Origin of the sequence: Salmonella sp. SAL04202, assembly GCF_046550775.1 — a bacterium.
Taxonomy (GTDB): Bacteria; Pseudomonadota; Gammaproteobacteria; order Enterobacterales; family Enterobacteriaceae; genus Salmonella; species Salmonella enterica.
The window spans coordinates 334,402-360,542 of sequence record NZ_JBGDXK010000002.1 but is presented as its reverse complement, the minus strand read 5'-3'; the positions used below and the strand labels follow the sequence as shown (position 1 = coordinate 360,542).

Annotated in this window: 23 protein-coding genes, 1 tRNA gene and 1 pseudogene; 20 read left to right on the top strand and 5 right to left on the bottom strand. The window is 51.9% G+C overall.

Translation table 11 applies throughout. The features are described from left to right. The first annotated feature begins 334 nt into the window (after positions 1-334). The 4 genes from gcvT (at position 335) to ACLJQJ_RS11950 (ending at position 6,229) form a co-directional block, all read left to right on the top strand. Positions 335-1,429: a glycine cleavage system aminomethyltransferase GcvT gene (gene gcvT / locus ACLJQJ_RS11965; RefSeq protein ID WP_000068733.1), complete on the top strand. Its 1,095-nt coding sequence runs from the start codon at positions 335-337 to the stop codon at positions 1,427-1,429. Positions 1,430-1,454: 25 nt separating this feature from the next. After that, entirely contained in the window at positions 1,455-1,844 is a 390-nt protein-coding gene (gcvH, locus tag ACLJQJ_RS11960) for a glycine cleavage system protein GcvH (protein ID WP_063808821.1), read from the top strand. Between the two features lie 162 nt (positions 1,845-2,006). Then, positions 2,007-4,880, top strand: coding sequence for an aminomethyl-transferring glycine dehydrogenase (gcvP, locus tag ACLJQJ_RS11955; protein ID WP_063808820.1), 2,874 nt, complete (start codon positions 2,007-2,009; stop codon positions 4,878-4,880). Between the two features lie 455 nt (positions 4,881-5,335). Further along, the gene (locus tag ACLJQJ_RS11950; protein WP_063808819.1) at positions 5,336-6,229 is read left to right on the top strand and encodes a transporter; all 894 of its coding nucleotides are present in this window, start codon (positions 5,336-5,338) and stop codon (positions 6,227-6,229) included. A gap of 47 nt (positions 6,230-6,276) precedes the next feature. On the opposite strand, the gene bglA is transcribed toward ACLJQJ_RS11950, so the two are convergent. Beyond that, positions 6,277-7,710: a 6-phospho-beta-glucosidase BglA gene (gene bglA / locus ACLJQJ_RS11945; protein ID WP_063808818.1), complete on the bottom strand. Its 1,434-nt coding sequence runs from the start codon at positions 7,708-7,710 to the stop codon at positions 6,277-6,279. Between the two features lie 158 nt (positions 7,711-7,868). On the opposite strand from bglA, the gene yqfB reads away from it, so the two are divergent. After that, positions 7,869-8,180, top strand: a complete 312-nt coding sequence (gene yqfB, locus ACLJQJ_RS11940) for a N(4)-acetylcytidine aminohydrolase (RefSeq protein WP_001727953.1) — start codon at positions 7,869-7,871, stop codon at positions 8,178-8,180. A gap of 163 nt (positions 8,181-8,343) precedes the next feature. Next, complete coding sequence (trhA, locus tag ACLJQJ_RS11935) at positions 8,344-9,003, top strand: PAQR family membrane homeostasis protein TrhA (RefSeq protein ID WP_000250289.1); 660 nt, start codon at positions 8,344-8,346, stop codon at positions 9,001-9,003. Between the two features lie 115 nt (positions 9,004-9,118). Here trhA and ygfZ read toward each other — a convergent pair whose 3' ends face one another. After that, a complete protein-coding gene (gene ygfZ / locus ACLJQJ_RS11930; RefSeq protein WP_000874178.1) occupies positions 9,119-10,099 on the bottom strand; it encodes a tRNA-modifying protein YgfZ in 981 nt (326 codons plus the stop codon). A 249-nt stretch (positions 10,100-10,348) separates the two neighbouring features. On the opposite strand from ygfZ, the gene sdhE reads away from it, so the two are divergent. Both sdhE and ACLJQJ_RS11920 read left to right on the top strand, forming a co-directional pair. After that, positions 10,349-10,615 carry an FAD assembly factor SdhE gene (sdhE, locus tag ACLJQJ_RS11925; protein ID WP_000351186.1) on the top strand — a complete coding sequence of 89 codons (267 nt, stop codon included), beginning with the start codon at positions 10,349-10,351 and terminating at the stop codon, positions 10,613-10,615. Next, a complete protein-coding gene (locus ACLJQJ_RS11920) occupies positions 10,596-11,009 on the top strand; it encodes a protein YgfX (RefSeq protein WP_000244756.1) in 414 nt (137 codons plus the stop codon). Before sdhE ends, ACLJQJ_RS11920 begins: the two co-directional genes overlap by 20 nt. Before the next feature lie 52 nt (positions 11,010-11,061). On the opposite strand, the gene fldB is transcribed toward ACLJQJ_RS11920, so the two are convergent. Beyond that, positions 11,062-11,583, bottom strand: a complete 522-nt coding sequence (fldB, locus tag ACLJQJ_RS11915; protein ID WP_001055885.1) for a flavodoxin FldB — start codon at positions 11,581-11,583, stop codon at positions 11,062-11,064. A gap of 112 nt (positions 11,584-11,695) precedes the next feature. Here fldB and xerD point away from each other — a divergent pair, with 112 nt between their 5' ends. The 5 genes from xerD (at position 11,696) to lysS (ending at position 17,798) form a co-directional block, all read left to right on the top strand. Next, the gene (gene xerD / locus ACLJQJ_RS11910; RefSeq protein ID WP_000434302.1) at positions 11,696-12,592 is read left to right on the top strand and encodes a site-specific tyrosine recombinase XerD; all 897 of its coding nucleotides are present in this window, start codon (positions 11,696-11,698) and stop codon (positions 12,590-12,592) included. A gap of 23 nt (positions 12,593-12,615) precedes the next feature. Next, positions 12,616-13,329, top strand: a complete 714-nt coding sequence (gene dsbC, locus ACLJQJ_RS11905; RefSeq protein WP_063808817.1) for a bifunctional protein-disulfide isomerase/oxidoreductase DsbC — start codon at positions 12,616-12,618, stop codon at positions 13,327-13,329. Between the two features lie 5 nt (positions 13,330-13,334). Then, positions 13,335-15,068, top strand: a complete 1,734-nt coding sequence (recJ, locus tag ACLJQJ_RS11900) for a single-stranded-DNA-specific exonuclease RecJ (RefSeq protein WP_063808816.1) — start codon at positions 13,335-13,337, stop codon at positions 15,066-15,068. A 104-nt stretch (positions 15,069-15,172) separates the two neighbouring features. Beyond that, a protein-coding gene (prfB, locus tag ACLJQJ_RS11895) for a peptide chain release factor 2 (RefSeq protein WP_010989230.1) occupies positions 15,173-16,271 on the top strand; the annotation gives its coding sequence in 2 pieces (ribosomal slippage) (positions 15,173-15,247 and positions 15,249-16,271; 1,098 coding nt in all). Positions 16,272-16,280: 9 nt separating this feature from the next. Further along, entirely contained in the window at positions 16,281-17,798 is a 1,518-nt protein-coding gene (gene lysS / locus ACLJQJ_RS11890; protein ID WP_000003339.1) for a lysine--tRNA ligase, read from the top strand. A 75-nt stretch (positions 17,799-17,873) separates the two neighbouring features. Here the strand turns inward: lysS and idi are convergent, their stop codons facing one another. After that, the gene (idi, locus tag ACLJQJ_RS11885) at positions 17,874-18,419 is read right to left on the bottom strand and encodes an isopentenyl-diphosphate Delta-isomerase (RefSeq protein WP_000133985.1); all 546 of its coding nucleotides are present in this window, start codon (positions 18,417-18,419) and stop codon (positions 17,874-17,876) included. A 264-nt stretch (positions 18,420-18,683) separates the two neighbouring features. Here idi and actS point away from each other — a divergent pair, with 264 nt between their 5' ends. Both actS and ACLJQJ_RS11875 read left to right on the top strand, forming a co-directional pair. Then, a complete protein-coding gene (gene actS / locus ACLJQJ_RS11880) occupies positions 18,684-19,442 on the top strand; it encodes an amidase activator ActS (RefSeq protein ID WP_000244328.1) in 759 nt (252 codons plus the stop codon). Positions 19,443-19,521: 79 nt separating this feature from the next. Continuing rightward, positions 19,522-19,595 (top strand) — tRNA-Gly (locus tag ACLJQJ_RS11875). A 101-nt stretch (positions 19,596-19,696) separates the two neighbouring features. Here ACLJQJ_RS11875 and ACLJQJ_RS11870 read toward each other — a convergent pair. Next, positions 19,697-19,909 (bottom strand): hypothetical protein, encoded by a 213-nt coding sequence (locus ACLJQJ_RS11870; protein ID WP_063808845.1) that lies wholly within the window; start codon positions 19,907-19,909, stop codon positions 19,697-19,699. Between the two features lie 101 nt (positions 19,910-20,010). Between ACLJQJ_RS11870 and vapC the strand changes: the two are divergent. The 5 genes and pseudogenes from vapC to stdB all read left to right on the top strand — a co-directional run. Next, positions 20,011-20,205, top strand: a pseudogene (gene vapC, locus ACLJQJ_RS11865) (tRNA(fMet)-specific endonuclease VapC); the annotation flags it as partial. Between the two features lie 805 nt (positions 20,206-21,010). After that, positions 21,011-21,547, top strand: coding sequence for an STM3031 family outer membrane protein (locus ACLJQJ_RS11860; protein WP_001038502.1), 537 nt, complete (start codon positions 21,011-21,013; stop codon positions 21,545-21,547). A 46-nt stretch (positions 21,548-21,593) separates the two neighbouring features. Continuing rightward, positions 21,594-22,226: a YfdX family protein gene (locus tag ACLJQJ_RS11855; RefSeq protein WP_023208692.1), complete on the top strand. Its 633-nt coding sequence runs from the start codon at positions 21,594-21,596 to the stop codon at positions 22,224-22,226. A 718-nt stretch (positions 22,227-22,944) separates the two neighbouring features. Beyond that, on the top strand, positions 22,945-23,526 hold the full coding sequence (locus tag ACLJQJ_RS11850) for a fimbrial protein (RefSeq protein ID WP_001244651.1): 582 nt from the start codon (positions 22,945-22,947) through the stop codon (positions 23,524-23,526). Positions 23,527-23,645: 119 nt separating this feature from the next. Continuing rightward, entirely contained in the window at positions 23,646-26,135 is a 2,490-nt protein-coding gene (gene stdB / locus ACLJQJ_RS11845) for a fimbrial outer membrane usher protein StdB (RefSeq protein WP_039589325.1), read from the top strand. Positions 26,136-26,141 lie beyond the last annotated feature (6 nt).

Genomic DNA, 26,141 nt, shown 5'->3' with positions numbered 1-26,141 from the left:
TTTCTAATGACACTATTTTTGGCGAACGCGATTTTCGACATTTTTTCCGCATTTAATATTAATTTATGTTGTGATAAATCGTATCAGCTTCATTTTTATGGAGGTTATTTAGCGTAATAGTGGTTTTTTGTGCTGATGGGGTTTTGGCGTTTTTTAGTCATAAGCTAATGTGATGGTAAATTCAGCCTTATGGTTTAGCGCCTGGTTCGGTGGTAAGTTCAGGAGCAAGAGAACGTTTGCGTCGGCGCAGGAAAAAGGGCGTCGATGCCAGGTTTCGTGGCGAAGATTTCCCATGAAAATGGTTGTTAGCCCCCGCTAATTCAACGAGGAAAAGATGGCCCAACAGACGCCTTTGTACGAACAACACACGCTATGCGGCGCCCGCATGGTCGATTTTCATGGCTGGATGATGCCCCTGCATTACGGCTCTCAGCTTGATGAACACCACGCTGTGCGCACCGATGCCGGGATGTTTGATGTATCGCATATGACCATTGTCGATCTTCATGGCAGCCGCACACGAGAGTTTCTACGTTATCTGCTGGCCAACGACGTCGCGAAGCTAACGAAGACGGGTAAAGCCCTCTACTCCGGTATGCTTAACGCATCGGGCGGCGTGATTGATGACCTTATCGTCTACTACTTCACTGAAGATTTCTTCCGTCTCGTTGTTAACTCCGCCACCCGCGAAAAAGACCTCTCCTGGATTACCCAACACGCTGAACCTTATGCCATCGACATTACCGTTCGTGACGACCTGTCGCTGATTGCGGTACAGGGGCCGAATGCGCAGGAAAAAGCGGCGACTCTGTTTACTGACGAACAGCGCCATGCAGTAGAAGGTATGAAGCCGTTCTTCGGCGTTCAGGCGGGCGATCTGTTTATCGCCACCACCGGTTATACCGGCGAAGCGGGCTATGAAATCGCCATGCCGAATGAAAAAGCGGCGGATTTCTGGCGTGCGCTGGTGGAGGCGGGCGTGAAGCCGTGCGGTCTTGGCGCGCGCGACACGCTGCGTCTGGAAGCAGGCATGAACCTGTACGGTCAGGAGATGGATGAAGGTATCTCTCCGCTGGCGGCTAATATGGGATGGACTATCGCCTGGGAACCTGCTGACCGCGACTTTATTGGCCGTGAGGCGCTGGAGATGCAGCGTGAAAAAGGCCATGAGCAGCTTGTCGGTCTGGTGATGACCGAGAAAGGCGTATTGCGTAATGAACTGCCGGTGCGTTTTACCGATGCGCAGGGCAATCAGCAAGAAGGCATTATCACCAGCGGGACGTTTTCCCCAACGTTGGGCTACAGCATTGCGCTGGCGCGCGTTCCGGCGGGCATCGGCGAGACGGCGATTGTACAAATTCGTAACCGTGAAATGCCGGTAAAAGTGACTAAACCTGTTTTTGTGCGTAACGGCAAAGCCGTCGCGTGATTCATCCTTTTTTGGAGATTAATTGATGAGCAACGTACCCGCAGAACTGAAATACAGCAAAGAACACGAATGGCTGCGTAAAGAAGCGGATGGCACTTACACCGTTGGCATTACTGAACACGCTCAGGAGCTGTTGGGCGATATGGTTTTTGTTGATCTGCCGGAAGTCGGCGCGACCGTAAGCGCGGGCGACGACTGCGCCGTGGCGGAGTCCGTAAAAGCGGCGTCCGACATTTATGCGCCGGTAAGCGGTGAGATCGTGACGGTAAACGATGCGCTGAGCGACTCCCCGGAGCTGGTGAACAGCGAACCGTATGCCGGTGGCTGGATCTTTAAAATCAAAGCCAGCGATGAAAGCGAACTTGAATCGCTGCTGGATGCCACTGCGTATGAAGCATTGTTAGAAGACGAATAATGTTGTGCCGGATGGCGCTAATGCTTATCCGGCCTACTCACTGCAACGCGAATTATTTTGCGTATTCGTTTTCGCACGCGTAGGCCCGGTAAGCGTCAGCGCCACCGGGCAATTGAGTTAGAGACAATCACGATTCACTGCACGTTTCAGGAACCATCGCCCATGACACAGACGTTAAGCCAGCTTGAAAACCGCGGCGCTTTCATTGAACGCCACATCGGACCGGACGCCGCGCAGCAGCAAGAGATGCTGAATGCGGTTGGCGCCGAGTCGTTAAACGCGCTGACAGGTCAGATTGTGCCGAAAGACATTCAGCTCGCGACTCCGCCGCAGGTTGGCGAGGCGGCAACCGAATATGCCGCACTGGCGGAATTAAAAGCCATCGCCGGGCGTAACAAGCGCTTCACGTCGTACATTGGCATGGGCTACACCGCCGTGCAGCTACCGCCGGTTATCCTGCGCAACATGCTGGAAAATCCGGGCTGGTACACCGCCTACACTCCTTATCAGCCGGAAGTCTCTCAGGGGCGTCTGGAAGCGCTGCTCAACTTCCAACAGGTGACGCTGGACCTGACGGGGCTGGACATGGCTTCCGCCTCGCTGCTGGATGAAGCGACCGCCGCCGCTGAAGCGATGGCGATGGCAAAGCGCGTCAGCAAACTGAAAAATGCCAACCGGTTCTTTGTCGCCTCTGATGTCCATCCGCAAACTCTGGACGTCGTGCGTACTCGCGCCGAAACCTTTGGCTTTGACGTCATTGTGGATGACGCGGCGAAAGCACTGGATCACCGGGATGTGTTTGGCGTGCTGTTGCAGCAGGTTGGCTCCACGGGCGAAATTCACGACTACAGCGCGCTGATTAGCGAACTCAAAGCCCGTAAAGTGATTGTCAGCGTCGCCGCCGACTTTATGGCGCTGGTGCTGCTTACCGCGCCGGGTAAACAGGGCGCGGACATTGTTTTCGGCTCTGCGCAACGCTTCGGCGTACCGATGGGGTACGGTGGCCCGCACGCGGCATTCTTTGCCGCCAAAGACGAATTTAAACGCTCCATGCCAGGCCGTATTATCGGCGTCTCAAAAGATGCGGCGGGCAATACCGCACTGCGCATGGCGATGCAGACTCGCGAGCAGCATATCCGTCGTGAGAAAGCGAACTCCAATATTTGTACCTCGCAGGTACTGCTGGCTAACATCGCCAGTCTGTATGCCGTTTATCATGGACCGGTTGGCCTGAAACGCATTGCGAATCGTATCCACCGCCTGACCGATATTCTGGCGGCCGGTCTGCAACAGAAAGGCTTAAAGCTGCGTCATGCGCACTACTTCGACACCCTGTGTGTGGAAGTGGCTGATAAAGCTGCGGTACTGGCGCGTGCGGAAGCGGCAGAGATCAATCTGCGCAGCGATATTCATAACGCGGTGGGTATTACCCTTGATGAAACCACCACCCGTGAGAATGTGGCGCAGTTGTTCAATGTTTTGCTGGGCGACAGCCACGGTCTGAACATTGAAACACTGGATAAAGACGTGGCGCTTGATAGCCGTTCCATTCAGCAAAGTATGCTGCGTGACGATGCGATTCTGACGCATCCGGTATTTAACCGTTACCACAGCGAAACCGAGATGATGCGCTATATGCACTCGCTGGAGCGTAAAGATCTGGCGCTGAATCAGGCGATGATCCCGCTGGGTTCCTGCACCATGAAGCTGAACGCCGCCGCCGAGATGATCCCTATCACCTGGCCGGAATTCGCTGAACTGCATCCGTTCTGCCCGCCGGAACAGGCGGAAGGATATCATCAGATGATTAGCCAGCTTTCTGACTGGCTGGTGAAACTCACCGGGTACGACGCCGTCTGTATGCAGCCTAACTCCGGCGCACAGGGGGAATACGCGGGGCTGCTGGCGATTCGTCACTATCACGAAAGCCGCAACGAAGGGCATCGCGATATCTGCCTGATTCCGGCCTCTGCTCACGGCACTAACCCTGCTTCTGCACATATGGCAGGAATGCAGGTGGTGGTAGTCGCCTGTGATAAGAACGGCAACATCGACCTGGACGATCTGCGGGCAAAAGCAGAACAACATGCTGCGAACCTTTCTTGCATCATGGTGACCTATCCGTCCACCCACGGCGTGTATGAAGAAACGATCCGTGAGGTGTGTGAAGTTGTGCACCAGTTCGGCGGTCAGGTTTACCTTGACGGCGCGAACATGAACGCTCAGGTCGGCATTACCTCACCGGGCTTTATTGGCGCGGACGTTTCGCATCTTAACCTGCATAAAACTTTCTGCATTCCGCACGGCGGCGGTGGCCCAGGCATGGGACCGATCGGCGTGAAAGCGCATCTGGCACCGTTCGTACCGGGTCATAGCGTGGTGCAAATCGAAGGCATGTTAACCCGTCAGGGCGCGGTTTCTGCGGCGCCGTTCGGTAGTGCCTCTATCCTGCCAATCAGCTGGATGTACATCCGCATGATGGGCGCAGAAGGCCTGAAGCAGGCAAGTCAGGTCGCGATTCTTAACGCTAACTACATTGCCAGCCGTCTGAAAGATGCCTATCCGGTACTGTATACTGGTCGCGATGGCCGTGTGGCGCACGAATGTATTCTTGATATTCGCCCATTGAAAGAAGAAACCGGCATCAGCGAGCTGGATATTGCCAAGCGTCTGATCGACTACGGTTTCCATGCGCCAACCATGTCGTTCCCGGTGGCGGGCACGCTGATGGTAGAGCCGACGGAATCTGAAGGTAAGGCTGAGCTGGATCGCTTTATCGATGCGATGCTGGCTATCCGCGCAGAGATTGACCAGGTGAAAGCGGGTGTCTGGCCGCTGGAAGATAACCCGCTGGTGAACGCGCCGCACATTCAGAGCGAACTGGTCGCCGAGTGGGCGCATCCGTACAGCCGTGAAGTTGCCGTATTCCCGGCAGACGTGACAGACAAATACTGGCCGACGGTGAAACGTCTGGATGATGTTTATGGCGACCGTAACCTGTTCTGCTCCTGCGTACCGATTAGCGACTACCAGTAATTTGCTGATTCGACTGTTTTCTAAAGGCGCTTCGGCGCCTTTTCAGCTTGTTAATAAAGTGCGCTTTGTTTATGTCGGATGCAATGTGAGTGCCTTATTCAGGCAACAAAGTGTTACTAATTCAATACATTACAGTAAATCGTTGGCTCCTGTCAGGCAACCTGGCGTTTGTATCAGTGTATTAGCCAGAATTAAATTACCGGTTTTTTAGAGCCTAATGATTCATTGTGCATCATTTTTACCTTGCTGTTATTTAATCAAAACAACACAGTATATTTACATGTAGTTACAAATAGTTTCTCTCCGGAATCGTTATTTACCTCTCAATATAGTTACAAAAATTTCCGTATATTAAATTCATCAAGTTATTAATTTAAATTATAAATTAAAAATAAGCATAAATAACGTAAATATTTATTAACTTAGCGCTTTGTTTTTTATACCTGGAGGGAATAATGAAACGATTTATATTTCTGCCATTAATGACATATTTTCTATTAATGAATGCAATGGCAGCTAACGGAGAAAATAATCCCAGTAATCTATTAGGTGCACCAGTTAATACCGCTATTTCTGGTGGTTCAGTATTGCCGGAAGGAAAGTTATTAACCGCCGTGAATAGCTCATTTCGCGATAAAGATCATCAAATCGAGGGGCACGGAAGTCCGGATGTTTACTCCCAGATATGGTTATTGAAGATTCGTTACGGTTTGACCGACAGACTGGAATTATCAACTGTGGGTTCCTATATCAATAACAAACGAGACAATCTGTCTCCTGAGCACATAGAGGGAATGGGCGACCAATCGGTGGGAGTCAATTATGCTTTAATGAGCCAGCGAAGAGGTGATCCGTTTTGGGTTACGGTAGGTGGGGCAGTATTACTACCCACCGGGCAAGATGGAGATAATCATTTGCCTGGGAATAGCGCCTGGGGAGGAAGAGTAACACTCACTTTAACAAAATTATTTACTCCTAACATTAAAGGGGATATGGGTTTTGTATATCAGGGACCATTTGAGCGCGGTAACCAGGACGTGAAACGAGGTAACGAATTCCAGTGGAATACCCAGGTGCGGTATATGTTTAGCGATTTACCGCTGGATCTTGGTCTGGAAAGTGCCTACAGCAATAATGCCTCTGGAACGAAAAAACTGTCTAATAGCAGCGTAATTAATAACCATTCTGGAACTACCGAATGGGTTGTTGGTCCGTCATTTAATATTGCCGTCGATTCACTGAAATTATGGTTTGGCGCCGGAGCCTTCTTCCCGGTAATGCAGGAAGCGAAGTCGCCAACCAAAATGGAAGATGTACGCTGGGAATTTAAAATAGGTAAGACCTGGTAAGACTCGTTCAAAGTGTTACCCGCCGACTGGCGGGTAACGTGCAGGAGTTAAAGCTTCTCGCCGTTGCTGGCAATCACCTCTTTGTACCAGTTGAAGCTCTTCTTACGCGAACGCGACATATCGCCCGTACCGTCATCGTGCTTGTTCACGTAGATGAAGCCGTAGCGCTTGCTGTACTGACCGGTGGTGAACGACACGCAGTCGATGCAGCCCCACGGCGTGTAGCCCATCAGGTCGACACCATCGTAAGTCACCGCTTTTTTCATCTCTTCAATATGGGCGCGCAGGTAGTCAATTCGGTAGTCGTCGTTGATGCTGCCATCTTCTTCTACTTTGTCGTAAGCACCAAAACCGTTTTCGACAATAAACAGCGGCTTTTGATAGCGTTCGTACAGTTCACACAATGAATAACGCAGGCCCACCGGGTCAATCTGCCAGCCCCAGTCAGATGCTTTAACATAGGGGTTCGGTACGCTGCCTTCAAAACCGGAAATCGCATCGCCGCTACCGCCTTCGGCTTTGACCGCGTTGGTCATGTAATAACTGAAACCAAGATAATCGCAGGTGCCTTCGCGCAGCACTTCAAGATCGCCATCTTCCATTTTGATGTTAAATCCGCGGCGCTTCCACTCGTTCAACACATAGGACGGGTAATAGCCGCGCAGCTGCACATCGGTAAAGACGTAGCGTTCACGCATCGATTCCTGAGCAAACATCACATCTTCTGGTTTACAGGAGAAAGGATACAGCGCGACCATCGCCAGCATACAGCCAACTTTCATCTGTGGATTAATACGACGTGCCGCTTTTACCGCCAGCGCGCTGGCGACAAACTGATGATGTAAGACCTGATACATGGTTTCTTCTGGATTCTCATGCTCGGTATACACTACGCCGGAACAGCAGTAGCCAAACAGCGGCGCGCGCCAGTTTCGCTGGTTGTTAATTTCGTTGAAGGTCATCCAGTATTTGACCTTATGTTTGTAGCGTTCAAACACGACTTCAGCAAAACGGACAAAGAAATCAACCACTTTACGATTGGTCCAGCCGCCGTAGTGCTGTACCAGATGTAATGGCATTTCAAAGTGAGAAAGGGTAATGACCGGTTCGATGTTGTATTTGAGTAACTCATCAAACATGTCGTCGTAGAATTTCAGACCGGCCTCGTTTGGCTGGGATTCGTCGCCATTCGGGAAGATACGCGTCCAGGCAATAGAGGTACGGAAGCATTTGAACCCCATTTCGGCGAAAAGACGGATGTCTTCTTTGTAATGTCCGTAAAAATCCACCGCCTCGTGGTTCGGATAGTATTTGCCAGCAACGACATTCTGGGTGATTTCGCGTGGCACGCCGTGTGCGCCGCCGGTTAGCACGTCGCAGATGCTGGGGCCTTTACCGTCTTTATTCCAGCCGCCTTCAACCTGGTGTGCAGCAACCGCGCCGCCCCATAAAAAATCTTTTGGCAGGGTGAGTTTTCTCATTGTTGCATAATCTCAATTTATTTAGTCTGTTATCATTCATTCTGCACCAAATGACATGTAAAGCGTACGCAAAATTCCAGGGTGCTCGCGTGTCGGGGCAAGAACACATTCAGATCGTAACATCCACTTCAAGGGGCCATATTCAGGGGGATAACCACATGCAGCCAAATGACATTACTTTCTTTCAACGTTTCCAGAATGACATTCTGGCAGGGCGTAAAACCATCACTATTCGTGATGCCTCCGAGTCCCACTTTAAAGCAGGCGATGTGCTACGCGTGGGGCGGTTCGAAGATGATGGCTATTTTTGCACAATCGAAGTGACAGGAACGTCAACTGTGATGCTGGATACGCTGAACGAAAAACATGCGCAACAGGAAAATATGTCGCTTGATGAGCTGAAACGGGTCATTGCTGAAATCTATCCCAACCAGACGCAATTTTATGTGATTGATTTTAAATGCCTTTGATAAATATGAACGCGTGTTAGTTGAGTTTTTGTAATTAACCTATTGAATAATAAACAAAATTTAATTTTGAGAATTTATTTTAGCTAACATGTGTTCACTGGAACCATTCTCAGTTACGCTAGAGGCGCAGTTCATCGTTATGAACGTTTCTCCGGAGTAAGTTATGGTGCAAAAACCATTAATGACGCAGGGATATTCGCTGGCTGAGGAAATCGCCAACAGTATTAGCCACGGCATTGGATTGGTATTTGGTATTGTCGGCCTGGTGCTGTTGTTGGTTCAGGCGGTAGAGGCGAATGCGGGTATGACGGCTATCGCCAGCTACAGTTTATATGGCGGGAGCATGATCCTGCTTTTTCTTGCCTCAACGCTTTATCATGCCATTCCTCATCAGCGGGCAAAAATCTGGTTAAAGAAATTTGATCACTGCGCTATCTATCTGCTCATTGCCGGAACCTATACGCCATTTCTGCTGGTAGGTCTGGATTCGCCGCTGGCGCGCGGACTAATGATTGTGATCTGGAGCCTGGCGCTATTCGGTATCCTCTTCAAGTTGACGATTGCGCACCGATTTAAAGTGCTTTCACTGGTTACGTATCTGGCAATGGGCTGGCTGTCGCTGATAGTGGTTTATCAGTTGGCGATTAAGCTGGCGATAGGCGGCGTGACGCTGCTGGCGGTAGGTGGCGTCGTTTACTCGCTGGGCGTAATTTTCTATGTTTGCAAACGCATACCTTATAACCACGCCATCTGGCATGGCTTTGTGCTGGGCGGCAGCGTGTGCCACTTCCTGGCTATCTATTTGTATGTGGGACAGGCGTAATTCCCGGATGCCCGTGCCGGATGGCGGCGCTGTCGTACCTTATCCGGCCTACGAGAGCAGCACGTGCGAGCCTGATGGCGTTGCGCTATCAGGCTATCCGGCTTTTAACGTGATATCACTCTTCCAGCGAGTAAGGCAGCGGGACGATATGCAGGGTGTTGGCATCGTCGCGAACACGGAAGACGCTTTCGGCTTCTAAATCGTTATTCATGACGGCCTGAACCAGTAACTGACCATCGTCTAACTGCGTCGCCGCCAGAATAGCGCCGGTACGACGCCAGTTCTCGCCCATCTGTAGCTCCAGATCTTCTCCTGCTTCCGGTACCCGGCTGGCTTTGCCCGCCAGCAACCAAAGCGCGCGTTTATTGGCGCCGCGGAATTTTGCCCGTGCGACCATCTCCTGTCCGGTGTAGCAGCCTTTCTTGAAGCTGATGCCGCCCAGCGCCTGTAGGTTAGTCGCCTGGGGGATAAACTGACCGCTGTTCGCCGCGTCAATCACCGGAATGCCTGCTTCAATATCCAATGCCAGCCACTGTTGACTGTTATTCAGTTCGGCTTCGCCATGCAACTTCTCCGTTAACATGTTGGCCGTCGCGACATCGGTGACAAGCAGGAATCGTTCCGCAGGATGTTCAAACCATAGCAGCGTAGAGGCGCCGTCTCTGACCACCTGATTTTCGCTATTGGGCAGTACGCTAAAGACATTAGCCAGCGCCGCACGGGCCTGAAAACCGGCCACGCCAAGCAATACGCGTTCGTCATCCGGCGCGATGACCACTTTGGAAAATACGGCGTACTTTTTCAGCTCCGTTAATTGCGCTTCACGCACGCTACGGCGTTCAATCCAGGCGAAACCGTCGCGCTCACGGAACAGGCGCAGAGTGCTCCACATCTTACCTTTAGCATCGCAGTGGGCGGCGAGAAGGTGTTGCTGTTCAGTCATCTGGCTTACGTCAGCGGTGACCTGGCCCTGAATATACTTTTCACTGTCTACGCCGGTAATGGTCGACAGCGCCCAGTCGTCAAGCGCGATCAGCGTCAGCGGCAGGCGGGCTGACGATGAAGGATGACGTGGTGGAAAGGAGATAAAAGCCATAAATAATGTCCTGGTTAGCTGCAACAATAATGGTTAATGGTAAAAGAGCCATCGGTCATTGCAAGTGCTTTAAATAGCCCATTGAGAGCGGATTGATCGTTTTGCGAGGCGGTATCCAAAATGGATGAACATATTGATTCCCAGCCTTTTATTTCGCGATCGCGTTCCAGATTACTGAGATTCCCGTAAAACAACGCCAAAAACACGTTACAATAGCCCGGTACTTCATTTTCGCGAGGCAGGAAGAACATGGATATTCACAATAAAGCACGTATTCACTGGGCATGTCGTCGCGGTATGCGCGAACTTGATATTTCCATCATGCCGTTTTTTGAACATGAGTACGATAGTTTAAGTGATGAAGAAAAGCGTATTTTTGTCCGTTTGTTGCAGAGTGATGACCCGGATTTATTTAACTGGTTAATGAATCACGGTAAACCGGCTGACGCTGAACTGGAACAGATGGTCCGACTCATTCAGACACGGAATCGGGAACGTGGTCCTGTGGCAATCTGATTTACGCGTCTCATGGCGCGCTCAGTGGATCTCATTGCTCATTCATGGGCTGGTTGCCGCGGTGATTTTATTGATGCCCTGGCCGCTGAGTTATACCCCGTTATGGATGATACTACTGTCGCTGGTCGTGTTTGACTGTGTACGTAGCCAGCGCAGGATTAATACCTGCCAGGGAGAGATCAAGCTACTCATGGACGGGCGCTTACGCTGGCAGGGGCAGGACTGGACGCTCTTGCGTCCGCCCTGGTTACTGAAAAGCGGGATGGTGTTGCGTTTACGCGCAGAGTCTGGACGTCATCAGCATTTATGGCTGGCGGCGGATAGCATGGAAGAAGCGGAATGGCGTGAGTTGCGTCGGATACTGTTACAGCAGCCGATATCAGGCCAACACTGACGGAACGGCGTAAACGCGGTTCCGTCGAGAGGGAAATACAGCGAGTAAGGCTTCAGGCGTAGTGTTCGGCCATTTCGCCGAGAATTTGTTCACACCAGGTCTGTATACGCTCATCGCTGAGATCGTACTGGTTCGTTTCATCCAGCGCCAGGCCGACAAACAGTTGCCCATCCGCAATGACCGGTTTATTGCTGGTAAATTCGTAGCCTTCTGTGGGCCAGTAGCCGACAAATTTAACGCCTTTGAGGGCAAGTTTGTCATGCAACATACCCAGCGCATCCAGGAACCACTCACCGTAGCCGAGCTGGTCGCCCATACCGTAAAGCGCAACGATTTTGCCTTCCAGATTGAGATCGTCCAGTTGCTCCCAGACGGCTTCCCAGTCCTCCTGAATTTCACCAAAATCCCAGGTGGGGATGCCTAAAATGAGCACGTCGTACTGCTCCATTAAGGCGGGGGCGTCATCCTTGAGGTTATGTAATGTCACCAGCTCCGGGCCGAGGATATCGCGAATTTTCTCTGCGGCCATCTCGGTGTAGCACGTGCTGGAACCGTAAAAAAGACCCATGTTCATTACGTTACATCTCGATTCTGCTATAGCGTTGCGGGTAGTGTAACAGAATCGCTGCATTCACGGCACAATGAGGCATAATGCACCCAAAGTCAGCGTGAAGTGGGGAGCGCGAATGGAACAGGATTTAGCGCGTATTGAGCAGTTTCTGGATGCCCTGTGGCTGGAACGAAATCTGGCGGAAAATACATTAAGCGCGTATCGTCGCGATTTATCGATGGTCGTTGCGTGGTTGCATCATCGCGGAAAAACGCTTGCGACGGCGCAGGCTGATGATTTACAAACGCTGCTGGCTGAACGGGTGGAGGGCGGATACAAAGCGACCAGCTCCGCACGCCTGTTAAGTGCTATGCGGCGCTTTTTCCAGCATCTGTACCGTGAAAAGTATCGTGAGGATGATCCGAGCGCGCAGTTGGCCTCGCCTAAGCTTCCGCAGCGTTTACCGAAAGACCTTAGCGAGGCGCAGGTTGAACGGCTCTTGCAGGCGCCGCTTATTGATCAACCTTTGGAGTTGCGCGATAAAGCTATGTTGGAAGTGCTGTATGCCACCGGTTTGCGCGTGTCGGAACTGGTGGGGCTGACAATGAGCGATATCAGTCTGCGGCAGGGCGTGGTGCGGGTTATCGGTAAAGGCAATAAAGAGCGGTTGGTGCCGTTAGGTGAAGAGGCGGTATATTGGCTGGAAACGTATCTGGAGCATGGGCGTCCCTGGTTACTCAATGGCGTATCGATTGACGTATTATTCCCCAGTCAGCGTGCGCAGCAGATGACGCGGCAGACCTTCTGGCACCGTATTAAACATTATGCGGTACTGGCTGGAATCGATAGCGAAAAACTATCGCCGCATGTTTTACGTCACGCTTTCGCCACGCATTTGCTGAATCACGGCGCCGACTTGCGCGTTGTACAAATGCTACTTGGGCATAGCGATCTTTCGACGACACAAATTTATACGCATGTCGCAACGGAGCGTTTGCGTCAACTTCATCAACAGCACCATCCGCGGGCATGAGTGCTGACAGGAAAGGATAGTTTATGAAAAAGCGTTTTATGATGTTCACTTTACTGGCGGCGGCGTTTTCAGGCGTGGCCCATGCGGATGATGCGGCTATCCGTCAGTCGCTGGCTAAGTTGGGCGTTCAGAGTACGGAAATTCAGGCCTCGCCAGTGGCAGGGATGAAAACCGTCCTCACTCACAGCGGCGTACTGTACGTCACTGATGACGGCAAACATATTATTCAAGGGCCGATGTATGACGTGAGCGGCGCGCATCCGGTAAACGTGACGAACAAACTGCTGATGGGCCAGCTAAATGCGCTGGAAAAAGAGATGATCGTCTATAAAGCGCCGGATGAGAAACATGTCATTACTGTTTTTACCGATATCACCTGCGGCTATTGTCATAAGCTACATGAAGAGATGAAAGATTATAACGCGCTGGGGATCACGGTACGTTATCTGGCTTTTCCGCGCCAGGGGCTGGAAAGCCAGGCGGAGCAGGATATGAAATCTATCTGGTGCGCCAAAGACAAAAACAAAGCGTTTGATGACGCCATGGCAGGTAAGGGCGTGAAACCGGCAAGCTGTGACGTGAACATTGCTGATCATTATGCGTTGGGCGTGCAGTTGGGCGTTAGCGGTACGCCAGCCATTGTATTGAGTAACGGCTATGTGGTGCCTGGCTATCAGGGACCGAAAGAGATGAAAGCGTTTCTTGATGAGCATCAAAAACAGACCAGTGGTAAATAATACGCGTGAAACAACAGAGACAACTTCGTCGGCGCGAGGCTGATGAGACGGCGGAACTCCCCGCCGATCTTCCTCCATTACTACGACGTTTATATGCCAGCCGGGGCGTTCGTAGCGCCCGCGAACTGGAGCGCAGCGTGAAAGGAATGCTGCCCTGGCAACAGCTTAGCGGCATAGATAACGCGGTGGAGATCCTCTACAACGCCTTTCGCGAAGGTACCCGCATTATTGTTGTTGGCGATTTTGACGCCGACGGCGCGACCAGTACTGCGCTAAGCGTATTGGGAATGCGTGCGTTGGGATGTGACAACATCAGTTATCTGGTGCCTAATCGCTTTGAGGACGGCTACGGTTTAAGCCCGGAAGTGGTCGATCAGGCGAAGGCGCGCGGCGCGCAGCTTATCGTCACCGTAGACAACGGCATTTCATCCCACGCCGGCGTAGCGCATGCAAAGACGTTGGGGATTCCGGTGATCGTGACCGATCACCACCTGCCAGGCGACACGTTGCCGGATGCCGAAGCGATTATTAATCCCAATCTGCGCAACTGCGAATTCCCGTCTAAGTCGCTGGCGGGCGTCGGCGTGGCGTTTTACCTGATGCTGGCGTTGCGAACATTTTTGCGCGACAAAGGATGGTTCGATGAGCGCAACATCGCGCCGCCGAATCTGGCGGAGCTGCTGGATTTAGTGGCGTTGGGTACGGTAGCAGACGTTGTGCCGCTGGACGCCAACAACCGTATTCTGACCTGGCAAGGGCTAAGTCGTATTCGTGCCGGGAAATGCCGTCCGGGAATTAAAGCGTTGCTGGAGATATCGAATCGCGATCCGCAGCAGCTTGCCGCCAGTGATTTAGGCTTCGCGTTGGGGCCTCGCCTGAATGCCGCCGGCAGGCTGGATGATATGTCCGTTGGCGTGGCGTTACTGTTGTGCGATAACCTCGGCGAAGCGCGTGTTCTGGCCAGCGAGCTGGATGCGCTTAACCAGACGCGCAAAGAAATAGAGCAGGGGATGCAGGCGGAAGCGCTTATCCTGTGCGAAAAGCTTGAGCGCAGTAGTGAAACGCTTCCGGGCGGTCTGGCGATGTATCATCCTGAGTGGCATCAGGGCGTGGTCGGAATTCTGGCGTCGCGCATTAAAGAGCGTTTTCACCGCCCGGTGATCGCCTTTGCGCCTGCGGGCGACGGCACGCTAAAAGGCTCAGGCCGTTCGATTCAGGGGTTGCATATGCGCGATGCGCTGGAAAGGCTGGATACCCTTTACCCTGATCTGATGATCAAGTTCGGCGGTCATGCGATGGCGGCGGGATTGTCGCTGGAAGAGCATAAATTCGAGCAGTTTCAGCAACGTTTTGGCGAGCTGGTGACGGAATGGCTCGATCCTGCCCTGCTGCAAGGCGAGGTGATCTCCGATGGTCCATTAAGCGCGGCGGAGATGTCTATGGAAGTGGCGCAACTGTTGCGGGATGCCGGGCCGTGGGGGCAAATGTTCCCGGAACCGTTATTCGATGGTCGTTTCCGTCTGCTACAACAGCGTCTGGTGGGCGAGCGCCACCTCAAGGTGATGGTGGAGCCCGTCGGCGGCGGCCCGCTGTTGGATGGCATCGCATTTAATATTGATACGACCTGTTGGCCGGATAACGGCGTGCGGGAGGTAGAACTGGCTTATAAACTGGACATTAACGAGTTTCGCGGCAACCGTAGTTTACAGATTATTATCGATGATATTTGGCCGCTATGATCGGGGCGATTTAACAACACTTTCGCTGTAATTAAGGGGCGAAATCCGCTAATATTTCGCCCTTATAACCGCATTTTGACAAGTCAAATAAAAGAAATCAGACCATGTTTGAAATTAACCCGGTGAATAACCGCATTCAGGACCTCACGGAACGCACCAACGTTCTTAGGGGGTATCTTTGACTACGATGCTAAGAAAGAGCGTCTGGAAGAAGTAAACGCCGAGCTGGAACAGCCGGATGTCTGGAACGAACCTGAGCGCGCGCAGGCGCTGGGAAAAGAGCGTTCATCGCTCGAAGCGATCGTCGATACGCTTGATCAAATGACTCAGGGGCTGGACGACGTTTCCGGGCTGCTGGAACTGGCGGTAGAAGCTGACGACGAAGAGACGTTTAACGAAGCCGTCGCGGAACTGAATACGCTGGAAGAGAAGCTGGCGCAGTTGGAATTCCGCCGGATGTTCTCCGGCGAGTACGATAGCGCCGATTGCTATCTCGATATTCAGGCCGGTTCTGGTGGTACTGAAGCGCAGGACTGGGCCAGCATGTTGCTGCGTATGTATCTGCGTTGGGCGGAAGCGCGCGGCTTCAAGACGGAAGTCATTGAAGAGTCGGAAGGGGAAGTCGCCGGCATTAAGTCCGCGACTATCAAAATCTCCGGCGAATATGCCTATGGCTGGCTGCGCACTGAAACCGGTGTACATCGTCTGGTGCGTAAAAGTCCGTTCGACTCCGGCGGTCGCCGTCATACCTCGTTTAGCTCCGCGTTTGTGTACCCGGAAGTGGACGACGATATCGATATCGACATTAACCCGGCGGATCTGCGTATCGACGTCTATCGCGCGTCTGGCGCAGGCGGTCAGCACGTTAACCGTACGGAATCCGCCGTGCGTATCACCCATATTCCAACCGGAATCGTGACGCAGTGCCAGAACGACCGTTCGCAGCACAAAAACAAAGACCAGGCCATGAAGCAGATGAAAGCGAAGCTTTATGAACTGGAGATGCAGAAAAAGAACGCTGAAAAACAGGCGATGGAAGACACTAAGTCTGATATCGGCTGGGGAAGCCAGATTCGTTCCTATGTCCTGGACGATTCCCGCATTAAAGACCTGCGTACTGGGGTGGAAACCCGCAATACACAGGCGGTACTGGACGGTAGTCTGGATCAATTTATCGAAGCAAGTTTGAAAGCAGGGCTATGAGGAATCAACATGTCTGAACAAAACGCACAGGGCGCTGACGAGGTAGTCGATCTTAACAATGAAATGAAGGCACGTCGCGAGAAGCTGGCTGCACTGCGTGAGCAGGGTATCCCGTTCCCGAACGATTTCCGTCGTGACCGTACCTCAGACCAACTGCACGCAGAGTTTGACGCGAAAGAAGCTGAAGAACTGGAAGCGCTGAATATTGAAGTGTCCGTCGCGGGCCGTATGATGACTCGCCGTATTATGGGTAAAGCCTCTTTTGTTACCCTGCAAGACGTAGGCGGCCGCATTCAGCTGTATGTGGCGCGCGATGATCTGCCGGAAGGCGTTTACAACGAGCAGTTCAAGAAGTGGGATCTTGGCGATATCCTCGGCGCGAAAGGTAAGCTGTTCAAAACCAAAACCGGCGAGCTGTCTATCCACTGCACCGAACTGCGCCTGCTGACGAAAGCGCTGCGTCCGTTGCCGGATAAATTCCACGGCCTGCAGGACCAGGAAGCGCGCTATCGCCAGCGTTATCTGGATCTCATCTCTAACGATGAATCCCGTAACACCTTCAAAACCCGTTCGAAGATCCTGGCCGGTATTCGCCAGTTTATGGTTGCTCGCGGCTTTATGGAAGTCGAAACGCCGATGATGCAGGTGATCCCAGGCGGCGCGTCTGCCCGTCCGTTTATCACCCATCACAACGCGCTGGATCTGGACATGTACCTGCGTATCGCGCCGGAACTGTACCTCAAGCGTCTGGTGGTTGGCGGCTTCGAACGCGTATTCGAAATTAACCGTAACTTCCGTAACGAAGGCATCTCCGTGCGCCATAATCCTGAGTTCACCATGATGGAACTCTATATGGCGTATGCGGACTACAAAGACCTGATCGAGCTGACGGAGTCTCTGTTCCGTACGCTGGCGCAGGATGTTCTGGGCACCACCCAGGTTCCGTACGGTGATGAAGTGTTTGACTTCGGTAAGCCGTTCGAAAAACTGACCATGCGTGAAGCGATCAAGAAATATCGCCCGGAAACGGATATGGCTGATCTGGACAACTTTGATTCCGCGAAGGCGATTGCTGAAAGCATCGGCATTCACGTCGAGAAGAGCTGGGGTCTGGGCCGTATCGTCACCGAGATCTTTGACGAAGTCGCTGAAGCGCATCTGATTCAGCCGACCTTCATCACCGAATATCCGGCTGAAGTGTCTCCGCTGGCGCGTCGTAATGATGTGAACCCGGAAATCACTGACCGCTTCGAGTTCTTTATCGGCGGTCGTGAAATCGGTAATGGCTTTAGCGAGTTGAACGATGCGGAAGACCAGGCGCAGCGTTTCCTGGATCAGGTTAATGCAAAAGCGGCGGGCGATGACGAAGCCATGTTCTACGACGAAGACTACGTGACGGCGCTGGAACACGGTTTACCGCCGACAGCGGGTCTGGGAATTGGTATCGACCGTATGGTGATGCTGTTTACTAACAGCCACACGATTCGCGACGTTATTCTGTTCCCGGCGATGCGTCCGGTGAAATAAGATGTAAATTGCCGGATGGGGCATTAGCCGCCATCCGGCATCTCTTCGTTCAGACGTAGCGCCATCAGGCAATTTTTAACGCTGGCAGTAATCGAGCAGTCGTTCACGCGCTTGTTCGTCTGACGCTTGCATGACCATCCACGGGCTAAATGCCCACGGCGTAGCGAGAAGGCTTTTCCATACGCTTTTAAATTCGCTCCACTGATAGTCCATCACCTCTTCGCTGTTAACCTGTAACACACTGGTTGCCCGCGCGGCAAATACCGGACAGACTTCATTTTCCACAATACCGTTTGGATCTGTCGCCCGATAGCTGAAGTGCGGATAGACGGGGGTGAGATCGGTAATTTCCACGCCGAGTTCGAACCGACAACGGCGGATGATCGCCTCTTCGGTGGTTTCGTCTTGTTGCGGATGACCGCAAACCGAATTCGTCCACACGCCTGGCCAGGCTTTCTTGCTCAGCGACCGTCGTGTTACCAGCAACTGACCATCTTCGTTAAATAGCCAGCAGGAGAAAGCCAGATGCAAAGGCGTATTAAGCGTATGAGCCGCATACTTTTCCAGTGTGCCGGAAGGCTTATCCTGCTCATCCAATAAAACGACATGTTCCTCAGTCATGAAAGCTCCTGAAAATTAAAATGACCCGGCAGCATGGCCAGGCCATATACTCAGACGATCAGCGTAGCGCATAACAGAAAGAAAGGCATTACCAAAACAGGCCCTGACAGAACGCAGACGAGCACCATTGTGCCGTGAGTCGATATTATGCTGGCATATCGGATATTCGCGGCATCATCATCCGCGCGGACCCTTTCCGGCGTCAATGGATTGGGCATACGGCATTTGGCTGCTATCATAAGGCGTCTGTCAATAGAGTGAGGAATGGTTTTGAGCGCAGGACGCCTGAACAAAAATAGCCTGGGTATTGCGGTGCTGTTATGCACAGGGCTGCTGCTGGCGGGGTGTTCCAGTAATTCCGGCTCAGGAACGTATTCCGGCTCCGTCTATACCGTTAAGCGCGGCGATACGTTGTATCGTATATCGCGCGCTACGGGAACCAGCGTGAAAGAACTGGCCCGACTGAATGGCATTTCTCCGCCTTATACTATTGAGGTGGGGCAGCGAATTAAAGTGCGCGGCAGCGCAAAGAGTAGCAGTTCAACACGCAAAACCAGCAATAAAACAGCAACAAAAACTGCTGCGGTCAGACCGTCATCTTCGGTGCCAAAATCCTCCTGGCCGCCGGTGGGGCAGCGTTGTTGGGTATGGCCTGCTAACGGTAAAGTGATTTTACCTTATTCCACCGCGGAGGGCGGAAATAAGGGGATCGATATTGCGGGCGCGCGCGGAACGCCTGTTTATGCGGCGGGAGCGGGTAAAGTTGTCTATGTCGGGAACCAGCTGCGCGGTTACGGCAATCTCATCATGATTAAGCACAATGAAGATTACATTACGGCTTACGCTCATAATGACACCATGCTGGTTAATAATGGACAAAGCGTTAAAGCGGGGCAAAAAATCGCTACGATGGGCAGCACGGATGCCGCATCCGTAAGACTACACTTCCAGATTCGCTACCGGGCGACGGCCATCGATCCGCTGCGTTATCTGCCGCCGCAGGGGAGTAAACCGAAGTGCTGACGGCGAATTAATCGCCAGTCAGCCAGTAAGTCTCTTGCCAACCAGAGCGTAAGGTTTATAATGCCTTACGCATCTCAAAGCGGGCGTAGTTCAATGGTAGAACGAGAGCTTCCCAAGCTCTATACGAGGGTTCGATTCCCTTCGCCCGCTCCAGACAAATATCTTCTAGTATCTTCTAATATCTTCTAACTCCACGAATTTATAGCAATTTGCCTGTCTGAACGTCTGCCGTTGCTTATGTAACCCCATTCTGGTTAACGATCCACCTCCCAAGAGGTGAAGGAATAGTCCATCAGACGGATTTCCTGTCGTGCGGTCTCAATTATCTTAAGAACAAGCTGGAGATCTGTACCTTCCGGATAAAATCCTGCCTCAATGATGGCTGCGTAAGTATGCGGTACTGGCGCACACAGAGCCAGACCGAGCAAACCGGGCAGAAGCCATCGGCACATATGTTTTTTATGCATTGTTTGCATGGTATTTCCTTCATTGGATGTATTCAGAAATGCCGGAGTCGGGGAAACTCGCTTTCCCCGATTGCCGGGGTTGGACAAGGATGCCCTGCGGAGTGCTGGATTACGATACACAGGCAGCGATACATACCGGTCAAATCCGTTCCGAACTGGCCCGCAAGGGAACACCTGTCGGGCCTTATGACCAGATGATTGCTGGCCATGCCCGTAGCCGCGGACTGGTCGTCGTCACAAACAATCTCCGCGAATTTGAACGCATTCCGGGTATCCGAATCGAAGACTGGTGCTAATTTTTGCATCAGATGTTATCCCCGGATTCATGCTCTTTTCCGGATTGTAGTGGCACAGTCAATTTGGTTACCTGCTTAATGGTGGTTTGCATCACATTTTTAGCTGGTGGTATTTTTTTATGTTGACTGGAGATATCTGCCAACAGCATAACTTTTACGGCCAGATAATAAATAAAAGAGTACCAAAATGTCGTATTCTGACATGTTTACGAAGGGAGTACCGCTCCCTTCTTTTTTTGTTTCCTGGATACTCACTGAACAATGCCGTTACTGCCCGATAACTGCCGCCCCCCCTCACCATAGCCGTTTCCTGCAACTAAGTCACAGACGTTGATTTACCAGGCCGATATGCCTTCTTTCCCGTTATATACCTTTCATACTTCAAGTGGCTTATGTGTTGGCTACGGATTACTCAGTCCATCCATGGGCCTCGCCCTGACGGGCCGTCGCACGCGACGTTCAAATCTGCTCCCGGCAGATTTGTCGCTCACCCCAGTCACATCGTTATCTATGCTCCTGGGGACTTACTCCCTTGCCGCCTTTAAGCAACTCGAATTATTTTGGGTATATATCAGTGAACTTCTATTTTTGTCAGTTTTTATTTTTCAGTTTATTTATTATTAAATACTGTTTCTGGCCTGGATATATTTTCGTGAATAGCCTCCCGACAGCCGGAGATAAAGGTATTTGCTGGCGTAACAGCGCTCATAATTTAAAAGATTTGTTTATAGTTTGTTATCACGGAAAGATTTTAACTTAATACATGCCAGTAAGGCATCAGGTAAAAATAACCGGAGAGAAGAAGATGAACAAAATGCTATTAGCCGGAAGTGCCGGTATTGTTCTGCTGTCTGCTGCAGCCAGTCCGGTATGGGCAGACGATAATGCCAGTACATTTTCACTTGGATACGCCCAGTCCCATACTAATCACGCCGGGACGTTGCGTGGGGTTCGGCTGGCAAACAACTATGAAATGTCACCGGACTGGGGGCTGACAACCTCATTTGCCTGGCTAAATGGAAGCCAGCGCTATTCCGATGAAAGCAGTAATGGTCGTGTAACAACCCGTTATTACTCCCTGCTTGCAGGCCCCTCATGGAAAATAAATAATCAGTTAAGTCTGTATAGTCAAGTGGGCCCCGTATTATTGCATCAGCGTGATCACGGGATAAATGAGTCCGACAGTAAGGTCGGATATGGTTATTCTGCTGGCGTGGCTTATACCCCGGTCAGTAGTGTCGCTATAACTCTGGGTTATGAGGGAGCGGATTTTGATGCTACCCATAACAGCGGAAGCCTTAATAGCAATGGTTTTAATCTTGGCGTGGGTTACCGGTTCTGAATAGGATAATCCGATAAAAAATGTTACTTTGTGGAGATGATGGATTATGAAAAGCCATATTATGCCAGGCGTTGCGCTGATGGTTATCCTGTTTTCAGGAAATATTATGGCCGCAACAAACATGACTGATAACGTTACTCTGAATAATGACAAGATATCCGGACAGGCCTGGCAGGCCATGCGTGATATCGGAATGTCGCGATTCGAGTTGTTTAATGGTCGCACCCAAAAGGCGGAACAACTGGCTGCGCAAGCAGAAAAACTCCTGAACGATGACAGCACTGATTGGAAGCTGTATGTCAAATCAGATAAAAAAGCCCCAGTTGAAGGAGACCACTATATTCGGATAAATTCATCGATTACGGTAGCAGAAGATTATCTCCCTGCGGGCCAGAAAAATGATGCTATTAATAAAGCAAACCAGAAAATGAAAGAAGGAGATAAAAAAGGGACTATAGAGGCCCTGAAACTAGCAGGCGTCAGTGTTATTGAAAATCAGGAACTCATTCCTCTTCAGCAAACCCGTAAGGATGTGACCACAGCGCTTTCCTTGATGAACGAAGGAAAATACTATCAGGCAGGTCTATTACTGAAATCAGCTCAGGATGGCATAGTTGTAGACTCTCAGTCAGTTCAGGAATCACCCACGCACTCCGTGCAGCACGACGCCGCGCATTAATATCCCCCAGCCTGCTGTATACATTACAGCAGGCAGCATTATGTCTGACAGCTATTACCAGTTTGTTCTTTGCTGTCGGCATTGTTTTTAAATTTCATCCGCGAAGTTCAGAAATGTCAGGGTACCTGCATTTATATCTATTGTGATGCCCATCACAAATACAGAAGAATATCATTTCATTTATTATTTTTTATTCCTTCCACTTATGATGGTTCATAATGATTTATTAAGTTAATGTTTTGGAATTAAATGCCTTTTACTTGCGTTATATCTAGTTTTTTATGCTACCAGTAATTTCATTGTTATATATGATTAGTATTATGTTTTGTAAATATCCAGTGTAATGGAAAAGCAAAACATACATTCCCGATAACATATTACAAAATATTTCATGTCCGCTGCGAATATCTGTCTGTTAGGTATTCACCCGCTTATAATTACATTAAAAAGTATTTCTTTGATGATTATTCTTAAATTACGATCATAATCATCGATCGTATCGATCTATTTTTATTGTTTTAATTTGAATAAGAATTTTCTTACAACTGATTAGGCATTAGCTGAAATCAATATTTTTCGATGGAAAGTTCAGGTGCTTCGTTTAACACCAGGCGTTTATTATTCATACGAATCTTTTCTGAACGCTTTCATTAATACCCTCAGAGTTGTTTTCAGCCTTTGCAAAATAATTCTCATTCACCCAAAGGACATATTATCTATGCGTAATAAAATAATACTTGCCATGGCGGCTGCCGGTATGATGTATGGCGCTTCTGTATATGCAGTCGATCCACCCACAGCAGGCCCGTTCGGCTCAGGTAAAATTACCTTCACTGGTACCATCACCAACTCACCCTGTGATATCGCACCGGGCGACGATGCGATCACCGTTCCGTTTGGACAGATTTCTTACCGTAAACTGAATACCGCCGACGCAACTACGGAATCAAAACCGTTCACCATTCATCTACAGAACTGTGCTTTCGATCCGAATACCCCGGACACAGCTGGCTCCGCAGGGAAAATGTCCAAAGTAACCGTATCTTTCTCTGGCGCAGCGAATACCAGCAAAAAGGCTTACACCACCAGCGGTATCGCACAGCATGTTGGTGTCCAGCTACTGAAGAGTGACAACGCCACAATTATCGATCCCAACACCCCGATGCCGGATGGCGACGCTCAACAACTGCAGGCCGGAAACAACGAACTCAACTTCTTTGCCCGGCTAATAGCACTGGATAATGGCGTCACTCCCGGTGACTTCAACGCCTCCGTCACCTACACCCTGAAATACCTGTGATTTTACGCGGTAAATAACGACAGGGAGAAGCCGTCCACGGAGGGGATCGGACGGCTTTTATATCTGACTGTGCCTGCGGGCTGTCTGTTACACGGACGACAACACGAAAGCGCCATGCCATGAAAATTACCCGGCTTGCCATTCTGATTACCCTGACATTTTCCGTCCTGAAGTCGCAGGCCACGGAGTTCAATGCCAGCCTGCTGGACAGCGGGAACCTGTCCAACGTGGACCTCACGGCCTTCAGCCGCGAGGGGTATGTGGCGCCCGGTAACTATATTCTCGATATCTGGCTCAATGACCAGCCGGTACGGGAACAGTATCCGGTCAGAGTTGTACCGGTTGCCGGACTCGACGCGGCCGTCATCTGTGTGACAACAGACATGGTGGCCATGCTGGGTCTTAAGGATAAGATTATTCATGGCCTGAAACCCGTTACCGGTATCCCGGACGGGCAATGCCTTGAGCTGCGCTCCGCTGACAGTCAGGTACGGTACAGCGCTGAAAATCAGCGTCTGACCTTCATTATCCCCCAAGCCTGGATGCGTTATCAGGACCCGGACTGGGTGCCTCCTTCACGCTGGAGCGACGGCGTCACCGCCGGCCTGCTCGATTACAGCCTGATGGCCAACCGCTATATGCCGCAGCAGGGGGAAACCTCTACCAGCTACAGCCTCTACGGCACCGCCGGGTTTAATCTCGGCGCCTGGCGGTTGCGGAGCGATTACCAGTACAGCCGTTTTGACAGTGGGCGGGGCGCATCACAGTCCGATTTTTATCTGCCGCAGACGTATCTGTTCCGTGCCTTGCCAGCACTGCGCTCAAAACTGACGCTCGGACAGACGTACCTCAGCTCCGCTATTTTTGACTCCTTCCGCTTTGCCGGGCTCACTTTGGCCAGCGATGAGCGCATGCTGCCGCCCTCTCTTCAGGGGTATGCCCCGAAAATTAGCGGCATTGCGAACAGTAATGCACAGGTCACCGTCAGCCAGAATGGTCGCATTCTGTACCAGACCCGGGTGTCGCCGGGGCCTTTTGAGCTTCCCGACCTGAGCCAGAATATCAGCGGCAACCTGGATGTCAGCGTCCGGGAAAGCGACGGTAGCGTCCGGACCTGGCAGGTCAACACGGCCAGCGTCCCCTTTATGGCACGCCAGGGACAGGTTCGCTATAAGGTGGCCGCCGGACGTCCGCTGTACGGCGGGACGCATAACAACAGCACGGTCAGCCCTGACTTTCTGCTCGGGGAGGCCACCTGGGGAGCATTTAACAACACGTCGCTGTATGGCGGCCTCATTGCCTCCACCGGCGACTACCAGTCCGCGGCGCTCGGGATCGGCCAGAATATGGGGCTGTTGGGCGCTCTGTCTGCGGACGTCACCCGCTCAGATGCGCGGTTGCCGCATGGGCAGAAGCAGTCCGGTTACAGCTACCGTATCAACTATGCCAAAACGTTTGATAAAACCGGCAGTACCCTGGCGTTCGTCGGATACCGCTTCTCGGACCGCCATTTTCTGTCCATGCCGGAGTACCTGCAGCGTCGGGCCACTGACGGCGGCGATGCATGGCATGAAAAACAGAGCTACACCGTGACTTATAGCCAGTCCGTTCCGGTACTCAACATGAGCGCGGCCCTCTCGGTAAGCCGGCTCAATTACTGGAACGCACAGTCCAACAATAACTACATGCTCAGCCTCAACAAGGTGTTCAGTCTCGGCGACCTTCAGGGACTCTCGGCCTCGGTGTCGTTTGCCCGTAACCAGTACACCGGCGGGGGTAGCCAGAACCAGGTCTACGCCACCATCAGTATCCCGTGGGGAGACAGCCGCCAGGTGAGTTACAGCGTACAGAAAGATAACCGGGGCGGCCTGCAGCAGACCGTGAATTACAGCGATTTCCATAACCCGGACACTACATGGAACATCAGCGCCGGTCATAACCGTTATGACACCGGCAGCAACAGCAGCTTCAGCGGCAGCGTGCAGAGCCGTCTGCCGTGGGGCCAGGCGGCAGCGGACGCCACCCTGCAGCCCGGACAGTACCGCAGCCTGGGCCTGAGCTGGTACGGCTCGGTGACTGCCACCGCCCACGGTGCCGCTTTCAGCCAGTCGATGGCCGGGAATGAGCCCCGCATGATGATAGATACCGGAGACGTGGCCGGTGTGCCGGTGAACGGCAACAGCGGGGTGACCAACCGCTTCGGGGTGGGCGTGGTGAGCGCCGGCAGCAGCTATCGCCGCAGCGATATTTCGGTTGATGTGGCCGCCCTGCCGGAGGACGTGGACGTCAGCAGCTCCGTCATCAGTCAGGTACTGACGGAGGGCGCGGTGGGCTACCGGAAGATTGACGCCAGCCAGGGGGAGCAGGTGCTCGGTCATATCCGGCTGGCTGATGGCGCAAGTCCGCCGTTTGGCGCCCTGGTGGTGTCCGGGAAAACCGGCAGAACCGCGGGGATGGTCGGAGATGGCGGTCTGGCCTACCTGACAGGTCTCAGCGGGGAAGACCGCCGGACCCTGAATGTGTCCTGGGATGGCCGGGTGCAGTGCAGACTCACCCTGCCGGAAACGGTGACACTCAGCCGGGGGCCGCTGTTACTGCCCTGCAGATAAAAATAT